The 17,140-nt window shown below is 55.1% G+C and carries 13 protein-coding genes and 2 tRNA genes; 8 read left to right on the top strand and 7 right to left on the bottom strand.

The genetic code is table 11. The annotated features are described in order from the left end of the window. Positions 1-38: 38 nt before the first annotated feature. The 4 genes from VSQ83_RS19970 to VSQ83_RS19955 all read left to right on the top strand — a co-directional run bounded on the left by VSQ83_RS19970 (position 39) and on the right by VSQ83_RS19955 (position 5,428). Complete coding sequence (locus VSQ83_RS19970) at positions 39-2,807, top strand: ATP-binding protein (RefSeq protein ID WP_133076453.1); 2,769 nt, start codon at positions 39-41, stop codon at positions 2,805-2,807. Between the two features lie 11 nt (positions 2,808-2,818). Continuing rightward, positions 2,819-4,015: an EAL domain-containing response regulator gene (locus VSQ83_RS19965; RefSeq protein WP_133076452.1), complete on the top strand. Its 1,197-nt coding sequence runs from the start codon at positions 2,819-2,821 to the stop codon at positions 4,013-4,015. 89 nt (positions 4,016-4,104) lie between these two features. After that, on the top strand, positions 4,105-4,755 hold the full coding sequence (locus VSQ83_RS19960; protein WP_133076451.1) for a response regulator: 651 nt from the start codon (positions 4,105-4,107) through the stop codon (positions 4,753-4,755). A 28-nt stretch (positions 4,756-4,783) separates the two neighbouring features. Further along, positions 4,784-5,428 carry a response regulator gene (locus VSQ83_RS19955; RefSeq protein ID WP_219261716.1) on the top strand — a complete coding sequence of 215 codons (645 nt, stop codon included), beginning with the start codon at positions 4,784-4,786 and terminating at the stop codon, positions 5,426-5,428. 10 nt (positions 5,429-5,438) lie between these two features. Here VSQ83_RS19955 and VSQ83_RS19950 read toward each other — a convergent pair whose 3' ends face one another. The 6 genes from VSQ83_RS19950 to VSQ83_RS19925 form a co-directional block, all read right to left on the bottom strand. Next, positions 5,439-5,957, bottom strand: a complete 519-nt coding sequence (locus VSQ83_RS19950) for a fimbrial protein (protein WP_219261715.1) — start codon at positions 5,955-5,957, stop codon at positions 5,439-5,441. Between the two features lie 7 nt (positions 5,958-5,964). Then, positions 5,965-6,456 (bottom strand): fimbrial protein, encoded by a 492-nt coding sequence (locus tag VSQ83_RS19945; RefSeq protein WP_219261714.1) that lies wholly within the window; start codon positions 6,454-6,456, stop codon positions 5,965-5,967. A 20-nt stretch (positions 6,457-6,476) separates the two neighbouring features. After that, positions 6,477-7,403: a fimbrial protein gene (locus VSQ83_RS19940; protein WP_219261713.1), complete on the bottom strand. Its 927-nt coding sequence runs from the start codon at positions 7,401-7,403 to the stop codon at positions 6,477-6,479. Further along, complete coding sequence (locus VSQ83_RS19935; protein ID WP_219261712.1) at positions 7,396-10,017, bottom strand: fimbria/pilus outer membrane usher protein; 2,622 nt, start codon at positions 10,015-10,017, stop codon at positions 7,396-7,398. The genes VSQ83_RS19940 and VSQ83_RS19935 overlap by 8 nt, the downstream gene beginning before the upstream one ends. 35 nt (positions 10,018-10,052) lie before the next feature. Further along, on the bottom strand, positions 10,053-10,751 hold the full coding sequence (locus VSQ83_RS19930; RefSeq protein WP_219261711.1) for a fimbrial biogenesis chaperone: 699 nt from the start codon (positions 10,749-10,751) through the stop codon (positions 10,053-10,055). Positions 10,752-10,817: 66 nt separating this feature from the next. After that, entirely contained in the window at positions 10,818-11,399 is a 582-nt protein-coding gene (locus VSQ83_RS19925) for a fimbrial protein (RefSeq protein ID WP_219261710.1), read from the bottom strand. A gap of 186 nt (positions 11,400-11,585) precedes the next feature. On the opposite strand from VSQ83_RS19925, the gene VSQ83_RS19920 reads away from it, so the two are divergent. The 3 genes from VSQ83_RS19920 to VSQ83_RS19910 all read left to right on the top strand — a co-directional run bounded on the left by VSQ83_RS19920 (position 11,586) and on the right by VSQ83_RS19910 (position 15,510). Further along, complete coding sequence (locus tag VSQ83_RS19920; RefSeq protein WP_326427377.1) at positions 11,586-14,840, top strand: hybrid sensor histidine kinase/response regulator; 3,255 nt, start codon at positions 11,586-11,588, stop codon at positions 14,838-14,840. Between the two features lie 80 nt (positions 14,841-14,920). Next, positions 14,921-14,996: transfer RNA gene (locus tag VSQ83_RS19915), tRNA-Phe, on the top strand. A gap of 169 nt (positions 14,997-15,165) precedes the next feature. Next, positions 15,166-15,510 (top strand): cupin, encoded by a 345-nt coding sequence (locus tag VSQ83_RS19910; RefSeq protein ID WP_219261708.1) that lies wholly within the window; start codon positions 15,166-15,168, stop codon positions 15,508-15,510. A gap of 135 nt (positions 15,511-15,645) precedes the next feature. On the opposite strand, the gene VSQ83_RS19905 is transcribed toward VSQ83_RS19910, so the two are convergent. Beyond that, a tRNA-Met gene (locus VSQ83_RS19905) sits at positions 15,646-15,722 on the bottom strand. A 172-nt stretch (positions 15,723-15,894) separates the two neighbouring features. On the opposite strand from VSQ83_RS19905, the gene VSQ83_RS19900 reads away from it, so the two are divergent. Next, positions 15,895-17,112 carry an MFS transporter gene (locus tag VSQ83_RS19900; RefSeq protein ID WP_219261707.1) on the top strand — a complete coding sequence of 406 codons (1,218 nt, stop codon included), beginning with the start codon at positions 15,895-15,897 and terminating at the stop codon, positions 17,110-17,112. The last annotated feature ends 28 nt before the right edge of the window (positions 17,113-17,140 follow it).

Raw genomic sequence — 17,140 nt, 5'->3', positions numbered from 1 at the left:
TGATTATTTTTTTCATGCCTCGGCCTCAGGCTTGCGGCATGAAATCGACCCCCCAAGCCGCTCGGAAACTTCTCCATTTATTTGCCGTTGGCCTGATCGTTGCGGTCTTTGCAGGTTCGTTCGTTTATCTGCGTTCGGTTTTTAATGAAGAGGTTTCCCAGCGCCGCAGCTTTATGAACGAGGCTGTGTTCAATGCCCAGGATTTTTTCGTCAGCCGTCAGACCTTGCTCAAGAGTCTGATGCTGGCGACTGTGCCTGATAAAAATGGAGACAAAACGTTTGTCAGTGTTGATCCCGAAGAAGAGATAAACATCAGTCTGGCCAGTGAAACCGGCCATTGGAGTCTTTGGCTTACCCGGCGGATGATGGACTATTTGCACGAAAGCAAAGTCAATCTGCTCTATGTGCCGCAAACGGATGAGCCCCAAGTGGTGCGTCTGTTTGATCTTTCGCCCCGTCAGGACCCCCTGCCCAATGTTGTCTTGCAGCGGCTGGCAGATGAAGGTGGTCGTGGGGATTCCAATGATGAAGATCTGTGGCTGACTGACAATAAAGCGCTGGATTCGCCCTTTTACTTGTTCACACGGCTCGATAGCCGCAATACAGCCTCGGGCTGGCTGGGCATTGAGGTCGAGGTGCCGGATCTGGTCGAGGCATTGAGCAGTGAAAGCGCAGGCGACTTTATGTTGCTGGGCAGTCAGGGGCAGATCATTTTCACCAATGCGGCACAATCCACCCTGGTGGATTCATTGCACACCCTCGAACCCCAAAATTCTTTTGGCTTTATTGGCTCTGGCTGGTTTCCCGACAGCTTGGCCATCAGAAAAAAACTGGGCTATTCAGGCTGGCAAATTGTCTATGCCGTGGATATTCACTCTTTGCTGCCCGTATTGGGCTGGCCTTTGCTGGGGTGTGTGCTGCTATTCATTGCGGTCTGTTTAGGGCTGCACTTGCTGATCATGCGTATTGATCGGCGCTTGATTACCCCAGGCGAAAACCGCATTCAGGCGCTGGTTGAAAGTGAGGCTTTCAGCCGCGCCGTGTTGCAGGTTGCGCCTGTTGCGCTATGTGTTATTCGCCGCACAGACGGCACTGTGGTGCTTGAGAACTCATTGTCGCAACAGTGGCTGGGGGGCAGTAGCGAGCGTGGCAAGTTGTGTCATGGCTGGATTGCGCGCGCATTCGATCAGCAGGACTCGCGCAATAGCGATGAAATTGAAATGGCGGATGGTCGTCTTCTATACCTGGCTTTTGCCCCGACGCGCTACAACGGTCAGGACGTACTGATTTGTGCGTTCAGCGACATCAGCGCACGCAAACAGATTGAAGTGACCCTGGAGCGTGCCCGGCAATTGGCGGATCGGGCAAATGAAGCCAAGACCTTGTTTCTGGCGACCATGAGCCATGAAATCCGTACACCCTTGTACGGCGTTCTGGGTACGCTCGAGTTGCTGGCGCGTACTGACCTCAATGAGCAGCAGAACAACTACTTGAAAGCCATCGAGCGCTCATCCGGTAATTTATTGCAGCTGATTTGCGACGTGCTGGATGTGTCACGAATCGAAGCAGGCCAATTGCAGCTTGAACTCAACACGTTCAACCCGATGGAGCTGATAGAGGAGGTGGTTCAAGGCTACAGTGGCGCGGCCCAGGCCAAGGGGCTGCAGTTGTTTGCCCTGATTGATTCGACTGTGCCTGAATGGCTCAGTGGCGATGTCACCCGCATTCGTCAGATTTTGAACAATTTGCTCAACAACGCGCTGAAATTCACTGACTACGGAAAAATCGTTCTGCGCCTCAGAATGGACAGCCGCGATGATGAGCGCGTGATGCTGCATTGGCAGGTTTCGGACACGGGTAAAGGCATCGCCCATGAAGAACAGGCCCATCTGTTCGAGCCTTTTTATCAGGTGGAGTCGGCACAAAATGTGGTTGCCGGAACAGGCTTGGGACTGTCCATCTGCAAGCGCCTCATGCACTTGATGAACGGTACCATGCGTTTGGTCAGCGAGCCGGGCCTGGGCAGCAGTTTTACCCTGCATTTACCCTTGGTACAGGTCAAGGACGCTACGCGTTTGGGCCTCCCGGGCGGGCTGTTGCCCAGTACGGTGTATGTGGTTTCGCCCTTGCGTGAGCTGGCTGAGTGTTACTGCGCCTGGTTACGCCGCTGGGGCGCAAGGGCGCATTTAGGGGCGCCCAAACAGGGCGCTGTCGCCGATGATTCGGTCATGCTGGAGCTGCATCCAGGCTCTGCCCAGCAATCACTGGAGCCCACATGGAGAGGGCCTTTGGTGATAGCCGCCAGCGATCTGGCAGCCGTCCACACTTCAGATAACCCTTGCTGGCAAGCGGACCTCAACAGTCTGCAGGACGTTTATCGGGCCATTTCCAAGGCTCAGGGCAGGCACGTCGGGGGCCCGCTTGAGGCTGGCGCCGCCAAGGCCGAGCTCAAACTCGACTTACACATTCTCGTCGCGGAAGACAATGTGATCAATCAGCTCATATTGCGTGATCAGCTCGAAGAACTGGGTTGCACCGTGAGCTTGGCCAGCGATGGCATCCAGGCACTGGAGCTCTGGCAGGAAGGCAAGTTTGATCTGGTACTGACTGACGTCAACATGCCGAGAATGAATGGTTATGAGCTGGCTAGCCGACTGCGGGCGATGAATATGACGCAGCCGATCATCGGCGCTACAGCCAATGCCATGCGTGATGAAAGTGAGCGCTGCCTGAGCGCCGGGATGAATCACTGCCTGATCAAGCCTTTTACGTTACATGCCCTATACAACTGTCTTCAACACTTCTAAAGGAGGGTCCAGTGAAACCCTATCGTGTACTGGTCGTTGAGGATCATCCCTTTCAGCATGAATACCTGCTGAATGTTTTCAATGAAGTGGGTGGCTTTGCAGTTGATACCGTTTGGGACGGCGAGGGTGCGTTGAAGTGCCTGGCGCGCAATGACTATGATTTGTTGCTTAGCGATTTACTGATGCCCGGCATGGATGGCGTGCAATTGATCCAGAAAGTTTCCGGGTTGAAAAAACGACCGGCACTTGCGCTGATGAGCGCCTCATCACGTCGAATGCTGATCAGTGCGGGGCTGGCGGCGAAAAACCTGGGGATTTGCGTCGTCGGATTGATCTCCAAGCCGGTCGAATTCAATGCAGTGATGCGTTTGAAAGAGCGGATGGCAATTTTTCGGGTCAATGGGGATCTGAACCCCGCTCTGGCCATAGAGGTCGATCCGCAAAAAATCGAAATGGCGATGGGCAATGGCCAGATCCAGGCCTGGTTCCAGCCCAAAAAATCACTGCGCAACGGCAATATTCTCAGTGCTGAAGCACTGGTGCGCTGGGCGCACCCCGACGTTGGCCTGTTATTGCCCAAAGACTTTCTCTCCATCCTGATTGCCCAGAGGTTGGAAGAGCGGCTGCTGTGGCTGATGCTGGAGCAAACCTTGGTGGCGCAAAGGAAATGGCGCGAACAAGGCTGGGATATCCCGGTATCCATCAACCTGCCAACGCATTTGCTGGATAACCACGACCTGGCCGACAACTTGCGCGATTACGTGGTGGCGGATGGCGCAGAGCCGCGCAGTATTGTTTTTGAGTTGATGGAAAGCTCAACCACTGAAGAACTCAGCAATTACTACGCTGGCGCCTGTCGCTTGCGCATGATGGGCTTTGGTTTGGCTCAGGATGACTTCGGCAAGGGGTTCAGCTCCTATTTCAACCTGGTTTCAACACCCTTCAGTGAGCTCAAAATAGACCGCTCGCTGGTGCATGGCTGTGTTGAAAATGAAAACCTGGCTTCGGCACTGCGCAGTCTCGTGGAATTAAGTCAAAAGCTGGGCCTGACCGTCGTTGCAGAAGGTGTGGAGACACAGGCAGAGCTTGCCTTCCTGCGCAGTATCGAGTGTGACCAAGCGCAGGGTTTTCTGATTTGCGCAGCCGTATCGTGCACCGACTTTGAAACTCTTTTGCTCGAGGATAGCTCTAAGCCATCATGGGGATAGCTTGAGTCATCACTGATGGGCACCGCCCTCTGCAGGAGCACACCAGTTCCTGCAAAGTTGTGCGTGCCCTTACTACTTGGAGCCAGGCAATGCGCGAGTTGAAGGTAGTGATTGCCGATGATCATCCAGTGGTGTTGCTGGGGCTTCGGGAAGTGATTCAACGTGATGAACGTTTCATTCTGGCAGGCGAGGCGCTGAGTTCTTCGCAATTGGTCGAGCAGCTGTCGTTGCATCAACCTGCCCTGGTGATAACCGATTTCAATATGCCGGGTGATGAAATCTATGGCGACGGTCTACAACTGATCGAGTACCTCAGTGAGCAATTTCCGGCTGTGAAGATCCTGGTGCTGACGATGGTGAGCAACCAGCTGATTATTTCGCGCCTGCTGGAAATGGGGGTGGCGGGGGTGATTGCCAAAAGCCATATCCGTGAAGAAATCGGCAAGGCACTCAATGCCTTGGCCAATGATCGGACCTACAATGCACCTGCTGTGCCTGCCACGTCCGTATTGAGCAACGTCAAGGTTATCGATGAGCGCTTCTCTACGCTGTCGCCCCGCGAAGTTGAGGTACTGCGCCTTGTTGTAGCAGGAAGCAGTGTGGGCGACATTGCCCGGCAGCTCGAGCGCAGCGTCAAAACGGTCAGCACCCAGAAAGTGTCGGCGATGCGCAAGCTGGAGGTACAGAATGACCATGCCTTGATCACTTACTGCATCAAGGCCGATCTGTGGAACCTGTAGTCGTTGCCTACCTGGAGTCATGCACGCTATGCCGCAAATGAAAGTCTTACTGGCTGACGACCACCCGATCGTATTGATGGGGGTACGCGAAATTATTGAGCGTGACTCGCGGTTCAAGGTCGTGGGCGAGGCCATGAGCTCCTCAGAGTTGATCGACAAAATTTCGCAATTGAACCCTGACGTCATCATTACTGACTACAACATGCCGGGTGACGAGCAATACGGTGACGGTACCCGGCTGGTGGAGTATCTGCGCCGACATTTCCCCGAGCCGCGGGTATTGATCCTGACGGTCATCTCCAATCCACAGGTTCTGAGCTGGTTGTATGGGTTAGGTATCAGCGGGGTTATTTCCAAGAGTGCAGGGCTTGAGCAAATCCTGGTCGCACTGGATGCGTTTTACCGTGATGGGCATTATCAGCAAGACACCCTTGAGGGTGCTCCAAGTGAGGATGAAGCGGGTATTTCGCAAATGCTCAGCCAATTGACGGTCAGGGAGTTTGAAGTCTTGCGCCTGTTCGCTACGGGGGTGAGTGTGGGTGAGGTTGCCCAGAGCTTGAATCGCAGCATTAAAACCATCAGTACCCTGAAGATTTCTGCAATGCGCAAGCTTAATGTCGACAATGATCAGGCGCTGCTGATCCTGTGTGTCAAAGCCAACCTGTTCGCCTGATTGTTCGGCGTTACAAATAGATCATTTCCATCAACAGCGTTGAGCTGTAGCTACCGATGGCTGGCAGTTCTTGCCCGGCTTTTACGGGGCGTACAGATAGCTGAAGTTTGAGCCGGGTGCCTTCAACCGGGAATATCAGTTGTTCCTCCAGCTTCAAGTCCACCACTTTCAACGTACTGCTCATGTCGCTCAGGCGTGTTCTGAGGCCCAGCCTGTCGAGCGTAGTGCGCAGCGTGTTGCTGTCAAAAGAGCCATTGCCCGCACTGAAGCGCAAGTGCACCTGACTGCCCTTGATGCATTGGAAATCAAGGGTCACATCGGTCCAGTCGGTGATGTCCGAGTTCAGTGAATTCAGGTTTGTCTTGGGGATATCGACATTCTGCGACGTCGGAAAATTAGCCGTGCAGGGCGGTTTTATCAGCGTACCGAGCACTTCAATCAGGGCGTCATCCTGTGCACGGCTGGCCGAACTGAACAGCAGGGCAGCGGTAGACAGCAGTGCCACCCACAGGCTCACTCTGGCGAGCATGGACACCTCACAGGTACTCGATACTGATGACTGCAGAGGTGCTGAATGCGCCCTCAGTCAGTACGCCCAGAGCGATCAATTTTGCTTTCAGGCTCAGGTTGACTGTGCCGCTCTGGTTGGTCAGGTTTCGTTTGACTCCGGTAATGTTGGCAGCCGTGCTGTCGCTGTTCCAGAGCAGTGAATAACCCAGATTGGCTTTGCCCGTTGCCGCTTGTGTGGTTGAGCCCTGAATCGTGCGGGCAGCCTGAATGCTGACGGCCAGAGCCGAGTTGGCCGGGCAGGTCATGATGAGGGGAATATCTATCAGCCCGGCATCGGCAACCTGGTCATAACGCAGGCTGCCGAAGTTGGCGGTCAGCGTCTTGTTGCTGTTCAGGGTGCAGGGCGGGCGCGTCAGGGTCCCGGTCAGGTTGATGGTCACGGAGTCAGTTGCGGCGTTGGCGGCTGTGCAGAGAAAACCCGCAAAAAGTGCAGCGGTCATCGACGTGGATATTTTCATGGTTGAGTTCCTGAGCCTGATCATAGATAGGTGATGTTGAGGGTGTACTGACTGGAGAAATTACCGGTTGGCGAAACGCTGGTGTTCAGACGTGGCCGAAAGCCCAGGCGAATGGTGTTGGTACCGGTTGTGAGCGGCAGCGTACGTGGACTGTTGAAGGTGACTGCGGTGTTGTTGTCGGCCCAGGTGGCGGCCATGGACAGGCCTGCGAGGGTGGTGGCAGAGACGCCCGGGCTGCCGCTGATGGCCGGCTGGGTAGGCACCAGCGTGGCAGTCGCCTGAGTACCGCGAGTGCAGTTCATCGTGACATTGGCGATTTGCTGGGAGCTGGCAAAGTCGTTGCTGCTGAGTGTGCCGAAGGGCAGGTTGAGGGTTTTTGCCGAGCCCATCGAGCAGGCGGGCTGAATGACCCGGAAACTGAGAATGACCGTCTGCAGGTAGTCGGCATAATTTTCAAAACCCCGGATTGAGGTGTCTGTGAGCGAAACGCTGACCTTGTAGTCGCCGGGGGTCACGGGGGCTGTTCCGAGAAGCCGTACATTGTAGGAAAAGGTGTCACCTACAAATAATTGAACGCAGCTTGAAGGCATGCATGTACTGCTCGCAGTCCCTATAGGGAGCTCAGGCACCATCAAGCCCGAGTTGGTATGGAACACTTGAACCTTGCTGCCTCTGCCAGAGTTGTAGAACTGGCTGTGCTGCAATGAAGCACCATAGGGGTACCAACGCGTAACCCGGCAGTTGGCGGTCATGTTGGCGGTGTAGTTCGTTGATGGCGCGAGATCGCCCAGTTGAATAATGCCGGTGGTCCCCGTAGCCGTGCACGCGAGGTTGTTTTGGATCAACGCAAAGGCCTGTTGGCTGACCAGGCTGAGCAGCATGCACAGTAGCAACAAGCTACCTTTGAAAAGGCTCAGGCGAGATGATTTGACGGTTGAGTCACGCATCGGGAGTCCTTGGGGTGTCTGCCGGTTTGGCATCGCAACTGACGTGCAGTTGCCCTATGCCTGTCTCTGACAGGTTGTAAGTATTGAGATCCAGGTCTTTGGTGCACCACGGCTGGCCGTTGACGTTGATCATCAGCCGCGCCTTGTCGGGTACGCCGGTCATGAATACCCGGCCCTTGTCGGCAACCATCGCACTGCTCAGCAAGGTGCCGTTGAGGTCATAGAGCTGCGCTTCTGCGGCAAAAGGTGCTGGCTTGCCATTGCTTGCACTGACGGTGACCAGCAGGCGACGGCCGTTGTGGGTCTCGAAATTGGCCAGCACAAAGGCTCCACGGTTGGGGGTGACTTCCTGGACCAGGTTGGCGATATCGGTGTTGTCCGAGAGCGAGTCGGTGTTGAGCGATACCTTGTTTTTCCTGTACGGCTGGGCCGAAGGGATAATCGTGTAGCCGCTGCCGTTGGTCTTGATCCCGCTTTTGGTCAGCACGCCCACATCGGCGGCACCAGGTGTGGCAACGATGATGTTGGTCTCGCCCAATGGCTGGGTGAACATCACTGTGTTGCGTGTGGCCACCACCGCACCTTCCACGCCGTAGTCCGTCTGGCGTGTGTTTTGATCCTTGTTGTATGAACCGTGCCAGATGGCATTGGCCGCGTTGTAACGGGCCGCGACCGAACCACCGAGCACACGATCGTCTTCACTGACTTGCTGGTTGATGCCCAGGTTGTAAGACAGGGCATCGTCCTTGAGCTGCGAGCCGCTGAAGGTGGCGTTGCGGCTGGCATTTCCGCCCGAGTCCTGGTTGGTGCTGAAACCGATCCGGCTGCTGCTGCCCGGGTTGCCCAACGGCAGGCTGACGCTCAGCGATACGCTGCGAATGTCATCACCGGTGCCGCTGTTCTGTGCCAGGCCCAGGTTGTAAGAGGCGCTGCCGACACTGAAGCTGTAGCCCAACTGAACGGACGTATTGCTCTTGGCCCGGTTCCAGTAATCGGTTTTGGTCAGGTTGGCGTACATGCCGCCATAGGTGCCAAATTGTTGCGAAACGTTGGCGGTAAAGCTGCTTTTCATATGGCCGGTCAAGTACGGTGAAAACGTTGCACTGCTGTTCTGCATTTCATCCGCATAGGGCGCGAGTGAGTTGTTGGAGCGTGCGTTGATCGCTTCGTTAAAACTGTAATAGCCGCTGGTGGAGTAGCGGTAGCCGATCAGGCTGAAATTGGTATCGGTCAAGTCAATGGACTTGGAGTAACGAAAGCGATAGGACTGCCCGCTCAAGGTCTTGGCGTCGGTGCCCATGTCGTCGCTGATGGCATGGGTCACGTCCAGTGAAATGGCACCAAAGCCCGCAAAGTCGTGGGCAAAACCCAGCAGCGCCGATTTGTACTGTTCGCTGACGATGCTACCGCCAAACAGTGTGGTGCCTTCGGTCAGCCCGCGGCGATAGGTGCCCTGGACAAACCCTGGCTTTGGAGAGCTCTGCGCACCCTCGGCCGGGCGATACTGGCCTGCGGTAACCGCGTAGCTTTGCTGGCCTTCTCGCAGCATGTAAGGCACGGACGAGAACGACTGGATGTACACCTGGCGCTCGCCATTGGGACCCTCAATGGTGACTTCGATATCGCCGTTACCGGAGGTCGAGTACAGGTCTTTGAGGGCGAACGGGCCTGAAGGTACCCATTGCTCACTGATCACGTAACCGCGCTGGCGCAACGTCACCAGCGAGCGGCCATTGGCAACTCCGCGCACTACGGGTGCAAAGTTGCGCGCGTCGTCGGGCAGCATGTCCAGATCAGAGGCAATACCCACTCCCCGGTAAGAAATAGTGTCAAACAAATCACTGTCGGTTGCGCTCTCACCCACCGTGGCGATGGCCATCAGGTTACCCAGGTCACGCTGCACATAAGTGTCTACGGACTTCCAGCTACCATCGACCTGGGTGCTTTTTTGCCAGGTGGAGAAGTTGCGAAAGCGCCAGGCGCCACTATTGAGCCCGCTGTGCACACTGCCGAACTGTGATTGACGACTACCGAACTGGTTCTCGTAGTTACTGCCGGAAAAGCTGTAATTGGCAAAAGCCACCTGCTCGCCGTCGCTCCAGGTTTTGCGGCGTGTCTCGAAAGGAACGCTGCCGATATAGGCCTGGGGAACTTGCAGATTCAGATGCTGCTTGTTGAAGTCGTAGTCATAGGTGACCCCAGTAAGGTCACGGTTGAAATACACGCAATTGTCAGTGCTGATGTCGGCGTTTTTCAGACGTGCCGGATCAACACCCAAATCTGTCAGGCCTTGAAGACTGAAGCAGGGGAACAGGCCGTTTGGAGTCGAAACCTGGCTCGCTGTTTCGCGAATAAAATGCAGGTCGCGTTGCTCAACAAGCCGGTCATCCACTGACAGGTCAACCCGGTAAATACCAGGCAGTTGCCCCTGACTCATGGCTTTTACTTGCTCGGCCACTTCGGTCGAAGCATTACCGCCGCCAATTTCCAGAAAGGAAGAATCGAAGCTGTAGTCGGCATGGACCACGTTCGATGTCAGGCCTGCAGCGCCGAGGGTGACGATGCTCCAACACTTTATTCTGCGCGCGAAAGCGCACATGCGCAGTCGCAGCATGAGGGAGTCCTTCCAGTCGACGGATTATTCAGTCATCAATGCGGGGTAACGGGAGCTGCCTTGACCGTGCTGCCGTACTCGTTGATGTAGCTGAGGATCAGCGTGTCGCTGTTCTTGATGGCCGTGCCGGTGGTCACCGTGCTGCCCGGCTTGATCACTTCGGGTATGTCTTTGCTGGCGGTGTTGTTGATCAACAGCTCACTGACCACAACGTTGAAACCCGACGGGTTATGCACTGTCAGTTTTCCACCTTGCGTACCCCACTGAAGTTTCTCTACCGCTTCGGGCAATGTGCCTTTCAAGTTTGCGGGGCGATAAAACAATTTGATCGTGGTCTTGAGTGCGATTTGCAGCACGTTTTGATTGCGCTGCTCTTCACTCTTGGCCGGGATGGCTTTGACATTGAGCAAAAACAGACTTTCTTTATCACTGGGCAGGTTCTGCGCATTGGTGGCAATCACCCGCAAAATGTTCTGGCCCTTGGCGTCCAGGCGAAACAGGGGTGGCGTGACAATAAATTCGTCCGCGCTTGCATCGCGATTGTCAAACGGGCTTACCCACGACTGAACCAGATAGGGCACGCCGTCATCGCCCGAGTTTGAAAGTACCAGGTTGGCTTCCTTCTCCTTGCTTTGATACACAACGCGCGTGGAGCCCACATTGACGCCTGCCTGAACCTGAGGCAGCCAGAAGCCAGCTGCCAGAGCCAAAAAGGCTGCAACTTTTAAACGCATGAAGGTGTCCTCTTGTTAACGCCAGAGCTCGCGATAAGCCGCGAGCTCTCTCGTTAAAAACATGAATTACTTGTAGGTAACGTCGAAGCTGGCCAATGCGTTGACTTTACCGGTACCGATACCACGTACACCTTGGGTGTCTTCCGAAGCTTCGGTGTCGGCAACCAGACGTACATAGGACGCGGTGAAGTCAAAAGTGTTGGACTGTGGACGCAATACGTAATCGTTGCTGGCAGTGTTCAACGGCAACTTGTTACCTGTACGGGCATCGTTGATCTGGATGCCGACGCCGCTCACCTGGTTTTCACCGGTCATGCCCAGCACGGTTGCATCAGTGCCGGACTGCTGGCCGCTAAACTTGATGGAAGCGTTTTTCAGGGTTGAACCGCTGCAGTTTTCCAGCGAGATCGAGAACGGTGTGGCACCCGCAGTGGCGACAGCGCCTACGGTGTTCGGGAAGTCGGCGATGCGAACCTGACCCATATCAACGGCTTTTTTCACGCTTTCGCTGTTGATGGTGCAAGCGTTGTCGTTGATGGTGCCAGTGAACTCAACCTGGCCATCAGCGGCTTGCGCGGTAGCGGTAGCCATGACGATCAGTAGTGAAGAACCACAAAGCGCAGTGTATTTACCGATTTTTTGAAACATGTGAGATGACCTCTACAGACGAGTGATGTGTGTTGCTCATTTTTTTTGCCCCCTCCTGTTCACGGCTTGCCACAGCAGGTGCTAAACAGAATGCAATTAGAAGTGGCTGAACCCCATCAGACGATTCCTGTTCTGGCTGTCTCTGTATCCTTGACCGGCAAAGTTCCTGCTAGAGCGGCAATAACCATGAAGCAAGAAAAGGCACGTCTTGGTGCATTGGCACTGAGCTCACTGCGACTGAACAAACTGCTGCTCCTGCTGACCGGGCTTGCCCTGCTGTTGGTGAGCATGAGTTATTGGGCTGTTAACCGGGTGTTGAAGGAGGAGGGCGAGAAGACCGATTTTCACTTCGCACGGCTGATGGAAAGCATTCATGAACATGAAGCCTTTTTACGTATTGCCGCACAGAGCTACAGCCAGTCCAACGAAAACCTGCTGATAGACAACCAGCCAAGCTCGCAACTGGCGCTCATCCGTCAGGGGGATGAGCGTTTGTTCCAGAACCGCGACACGGCCAAGTCATTGCCCTTCACGGTGAGCCAGCGAGACAGGTACACCCATGAAGATATGCAGGGTGTTTACTCGTTTGGTGTGCAGTTGACCGACCTGTTCACGGCTTACTGGTCTGATTCACACTATGTGGCACCGCAGGTATTTGTGTTTTCTCCCAGCGATCAATTCACTATTGCGGTGCCCGGAATTGATGGCACCCGGCAGTACCCCATACTTCTCAAGAACAACTTTTTCGACGTGACCAAGCGTTTGTACGATGAGCTTGTAGCGCGCAGCCATGAACTCCGCGGTGATGAGCTGATCTGGTTAAGAGCCCCACAGGGGCTGATTCAAAAGCGCAGGTACATTGTGGGCGCTATCGGTCTTAACCTGTCCCGTCACTTTATGCCGCCGGGGGGTGAAGGCAATGACTCGGTCATCCTGAGTGCCTTGCTGGATGTCAGCGACATCAGTGATCTGGAGCGTTTGTTGATGCACCCTACCAACAGTCGCCTGACTTTGATCTCGCCTGCGGGTGATGTATTGCTGGGTGAGGTTCAGGATGTCGAGGAGTTACCGCTGGGCTTGAGCATCACCCGCAACGGTCTGCGCTTCAAGTTGAGTTCGGGTGGGGCTATGCCCTGGATCGGGTTGTATGCAATCAGCTATCAGAATTTTTTTGGCTATGCCAAATGGCCTTTGGCGGGAGCCGTTGGCCTGCTTCTGCTGTTTGTATTGATTGGCTGGCGCGTCAACCGCTGGTATCGCATGAAAATTATCGAGCCCGCACAGCGGTCCAACAAATCCCTGACTGAAAGCGAAGAATTCAACCGGGTCATGCTTGATAACGCACCCGTAGGCCTGTGTGTGGTTGAGCGCGGTACCGGGGTCGTATTACTGGAAAATAAGCGGGCGCAGCAATGGCAGGGAACACCTGAACTCATTGCCTTGTTGAAGCGCGATTATGGTGAACATGAGTTGGGCGAGATACAGCTTGAAGTTTCGGGACGTCATCTTCAGGCTTGTTTCGCCTTCACCCGTTACAAAGGCAAAGACGTAGTACTCTGCGGTTTCAACGACATCACCCGGCATGTGGATGACGCCAACCTGATGGAGCAGGCACGTCGTTCGGCCGACGAAGCCAGCAAGGCTAAAACCCTGTTCCTGGCCACCATGAGCCATGAGATTCGCACGCCTCTGTATGGGGTGCTTGGCAATCTTGAACTCCTTGAACTAACGCCTCTGAGTGAGCGCCAGCATGAATACCTGCACACCATTCAGCGCTCATCAGCGGTGTTGTTTCAGTTGATCAGCGATGTGCTGGACGTGTCCAAAATCGAGTCCGGACAAATGGCGGTCGATGCTCAAACATTCAGTCCTCTGGATTTATTCGAAGATTGCGTGCGCAGTTATTCGGCTGCTGCGAGCAACAAGGGATTGAAAATATTCGCCTGTGCCGACGCGACCTTGCCACCACTCTTGTGCGCAGACGCGGTGCGTATCCGGCAAATCATCGACAACCTGCTAAGTAACGCGATCAAGTTCACCGAGACCGGCTGGGTTGTCTTCAGGCTCAAGGTGGTCGGTATTGAGCACGGCCAGGCGTCATTGCAGTGGCAGGTTTCCGATACCGGCGTGGGGATCAGCGAGGAGCAACTGACTCGCCTGTTCAAGCCCTTTTCTCAGGTGGGTGGCAGTGAGCGTGCAGGGGGGGCCGGGCTGGGCCTGTCTATTTGTGCCCGACTGAGCGAGATGATGGGTGCCACGTTGCGGGTGGTCAGTGAGCCGGGGCTGGGCAGCAGTTTCTCGTTGCATACGAACTTGCCGGTTATTGCAGGCTCGCTGGATAACAGCGCCGATATTGACCTTGAGGGTGTGAGTGTCTATGTGCGTACTCCGCGCAATGATATCGGACAGCTCCTGGTTGATTGGTTAAGCCGTTGGGGCGCGCGTGCTCAAGTATTTCCGGCAACGGATACCCCGGACAGCCAGGCCATTTTGCTGGATGTTGATCCTGACCCGCAGCTCTCGCTGCCCTGGTCGGGTGAGCGTGTGATTGCAACCGAAACGGGCCGCAGCCAGCCGCAAAAGACAGAGCGTGGCTGGGAGATCAATGCCTATGACATTCGTGCCATAGCCAGAACGCTGATGCAGGTTGCACACGGCACCGTGCAACAGACGATCTCCAGTGTGCAGCGACCTCTTGCACGCCTGGACCTGAGCGTTCTGGTGGCGGAAGACAATCCCGTCAACCGGGAGATTCTCAAAGAGCAGCTTGAGGCGTTGGGCGTGCGAGTGACGTTGGCTGAGGATGGTGAGCAAGCCTTGTTGCGCTGGAATGAGGCGTCGTTCGATTTGGTGATCACCGACGTCAATATGCCCAGGCTCGATGGCTATCAGCTGACACGCCGCTTGCGAGAGCTTGACCCTCTGGTGCCGATTATTGGTGTCACAGCCAATGCGATGCGAGAGGAGGGAGAGCAATGCCTGAAGGCCGGGATGAATGTCTGGCTGGTCAAACCGCTGAGTCTGACAACCTTGCGCCAGACCTTGTCAGTCTACTGTTCTCAGTCAGCACAACCGCAGCCGCCCACGTTGCAGGCTGTCGCAGAGGTTGTGCAAAAGGATGATCTTGAAGACTGGATTACGCTTTCACCGAGCATGCACCGATTGTTTATCACTACCATGCATGAGGATCTGGAACAGGCACAGTTGGCTTTGCAAGAAGCCAATACATCGAAATTGCTCAATCATGTACACCGTATGCATGGCTCTTTTGCCACGGTAGGTGCCGTTGCCTTGGCGGCGGCCTGTGATGAGTGCGAAGTCGGGTTGCTGCGTGAGCCCTTGAGTGCAGAGTCTGCCAGCAGAATCCATGCGTTGTTGAAACGCTTGCACCGTGCAGTGTCCAGGCTGGTTGACGGGGAGTTGTATCCCAACGGCGAATAATCGTAACCGATGGTATTCATTGATCTTTTTTTATTTGTTGCTTGACGTCTCTGCTGTAAAGAACGTTTAATTACGGCCTTGCCCAGATAGCTCAGTCGGTAGAGCAGGGGATTGAAAATCCCCGTGTCGGCGGTTCGATTCCGTCTCTGGGCACCACTACATAGAAAACCCCTGATGCCTGATGGCTTCGGGGGTTTTTTGTTTTTGGCCGCTGCAGTTATTGGCCGGCCTGTCCCGGTAACCCTTTGTCGCCTCGCTACTCATCACGCCTTTTTAGGGTGTCTACTTCCAGTACGGCTTTTGTCTTTGCCAAGAGGTGAGCGCGATGAGCAACGAACGGATGGCACCTGAAACCAAAGGCGTGACGGTCAAACTGCTTGCAACGATTGATCTTGGCCCTGAGATCGAAGGGATGTCGGGGCGCCAGCTTCGCATGCGGATGGTGACGATTGAACCTGGCGGCGTTTTTGGGCCGGTTCATAACCATATAGACAGGCCCGGCACCGTCTACATCCTGCACGGCGTAATCACTGACCATCGTAATGGCATCGCCAGGGATTATGGCCCGGGAGTGGGCTGGCCCGAGGACAGGCACACCACACACTGGCTTGAAAACCGAGGGGTGATTGAGGCAGTGGAGATTTCTGTCGATATCGTCAGGCAGCCATGAATGTATGCCTGACAGTCGGGATGATTGCGCGCGAGCATGGCGCGAAAAACTAATCCCCCAGACACAAGAAAGCCCGCACTAGGCGGGCTTCTTGTTGGTTTCATGTTCATCTTGCGATGTAGTGAAACCGGTGTTTGGTGGCTACACAGGGACTTGAACCCCGGACCCCAGCATTATGAATGCTATGCTCTAACCAACTGAGCTATGTAGCCAATGGCGCGCATTATTCCCTCGTAATGGACATGTGTCAAGCAAATATCTTAAAAAATCTTTGTGCTATCAACTGCTTAAGGTTTTGGGCGGCTTTGGATGGCAATATCTTGTAAAAAAATGGCACATTGACGTACCTGCAAGCGCGCATTCACCTGTCGTACGGAAGCTCAAATGGCTCTTAGCAACGCTCAAACAACTACAACCGCGTCCCCTCCAGTTCCCCAGTCCAGCCCGTTAGTCATGCGCATTATCGGCGCCGTGGCGTTGGCGCATCTGATCAATGACCTGATCCAGGCGGTACTGCCGTCGATCTATCCGATGCTCAAGGCCAAATATGACCTGACCTTTACCCAGATCGGGCTGATTACCCTGACGTTCCAGATGACGGCTTCTCTATTGCAGCCGTGGGTGGGTTACTACACCGACCGTCATCCCAATCCGTTATTGCTGCCAGCCGGTATGGTGTGCACCCTGATAGGGATTTTGATGCTGTCCCAGGTTGGCAGCTTTCCGCTGATCCTGCTGGCGGCAGGGCTGGTCGGGGTTGGCTCTTCAACCTTTCACCCTGAAGCATCCCGCGTGGCAAGGCTGGCCTCAGGCGGGCGTTACGGCCTGGCGCAATCGACCTTTCAAGTGGGTGGCAACGCAGGCTCGGCCTTTGGGCCGTTGTTGGCTGCGGCCATCATTATTCCCTATGGCCAGGGCAATGTGGCCTGGTTCGGGCTATTTGCGCTGTTCGCCGTAGGGCTGCTGTATGTCATTAGCCGCTGGTACCGCAACCACTTGAACCTGTTCAAGCTCAAGGCCGGGCAGAAAGCGACCCATGGCCTTTCAAAACGGCGGGTGCTCGGTGCGTTGGTGGTGCTCGGCCTGCTGGTGTTCTCCAAGTATTTCTACATGGCGAGCCTGACCAGCTACTACACCTTCTTCCTGATTGAGAAGTTTGACGTGTCGGTCTCGACTTCACAGCTGTATCTGTTCCTGTTCCTGGGAGCCGTTGCAGCGGGTACGTTCTTTGGTGGGCCGATAGGCGATCGCATCGGACGCAAGGCGGTGATCTGGTTCTCGATACTCGGGGTGGCACCGTTCACGTTGATGTTGCCTTATGCCGACCTGTTCTGGACCAGTGTGCTCAGTGTGGTCATCGGCTTTATTTTGGCATCTGCCTTCTCGGCTATCGTGGTGTACGCCCAGGAACTGGTGCCGGGCAATGTGGGAATGATTGCGGGTATCTTCTTTGGCTTGATGTTTGGCTTTGGCGGGATCGGTGCCGCCTTGCTCGGGCATCTGGCTGACATTCATGGCATCGAGTACGTCTATACCCTGTGCTCATATCTGCCGCTATTCGGCGTGCTGGCGATTTTGCTGCCGCGAACGAAAAAAATCTGAATCGGTAGTAGGGGGGGCCACTCCCTGG

It is taken from the genome of Pseudomonas sp. DSV-1 (genome assembly GCF_035830915.1).
GTDB lineage: Bacteria > Pseudomonadota > Gammaproteobacteria > Pseudomonadales > Pseudomonadaceae > Aquipseudomonas.
Note: the sequence above shows the minus strand (reverse complement) of the source record. Positions and strands in the feature narration are given on the sequence as shown.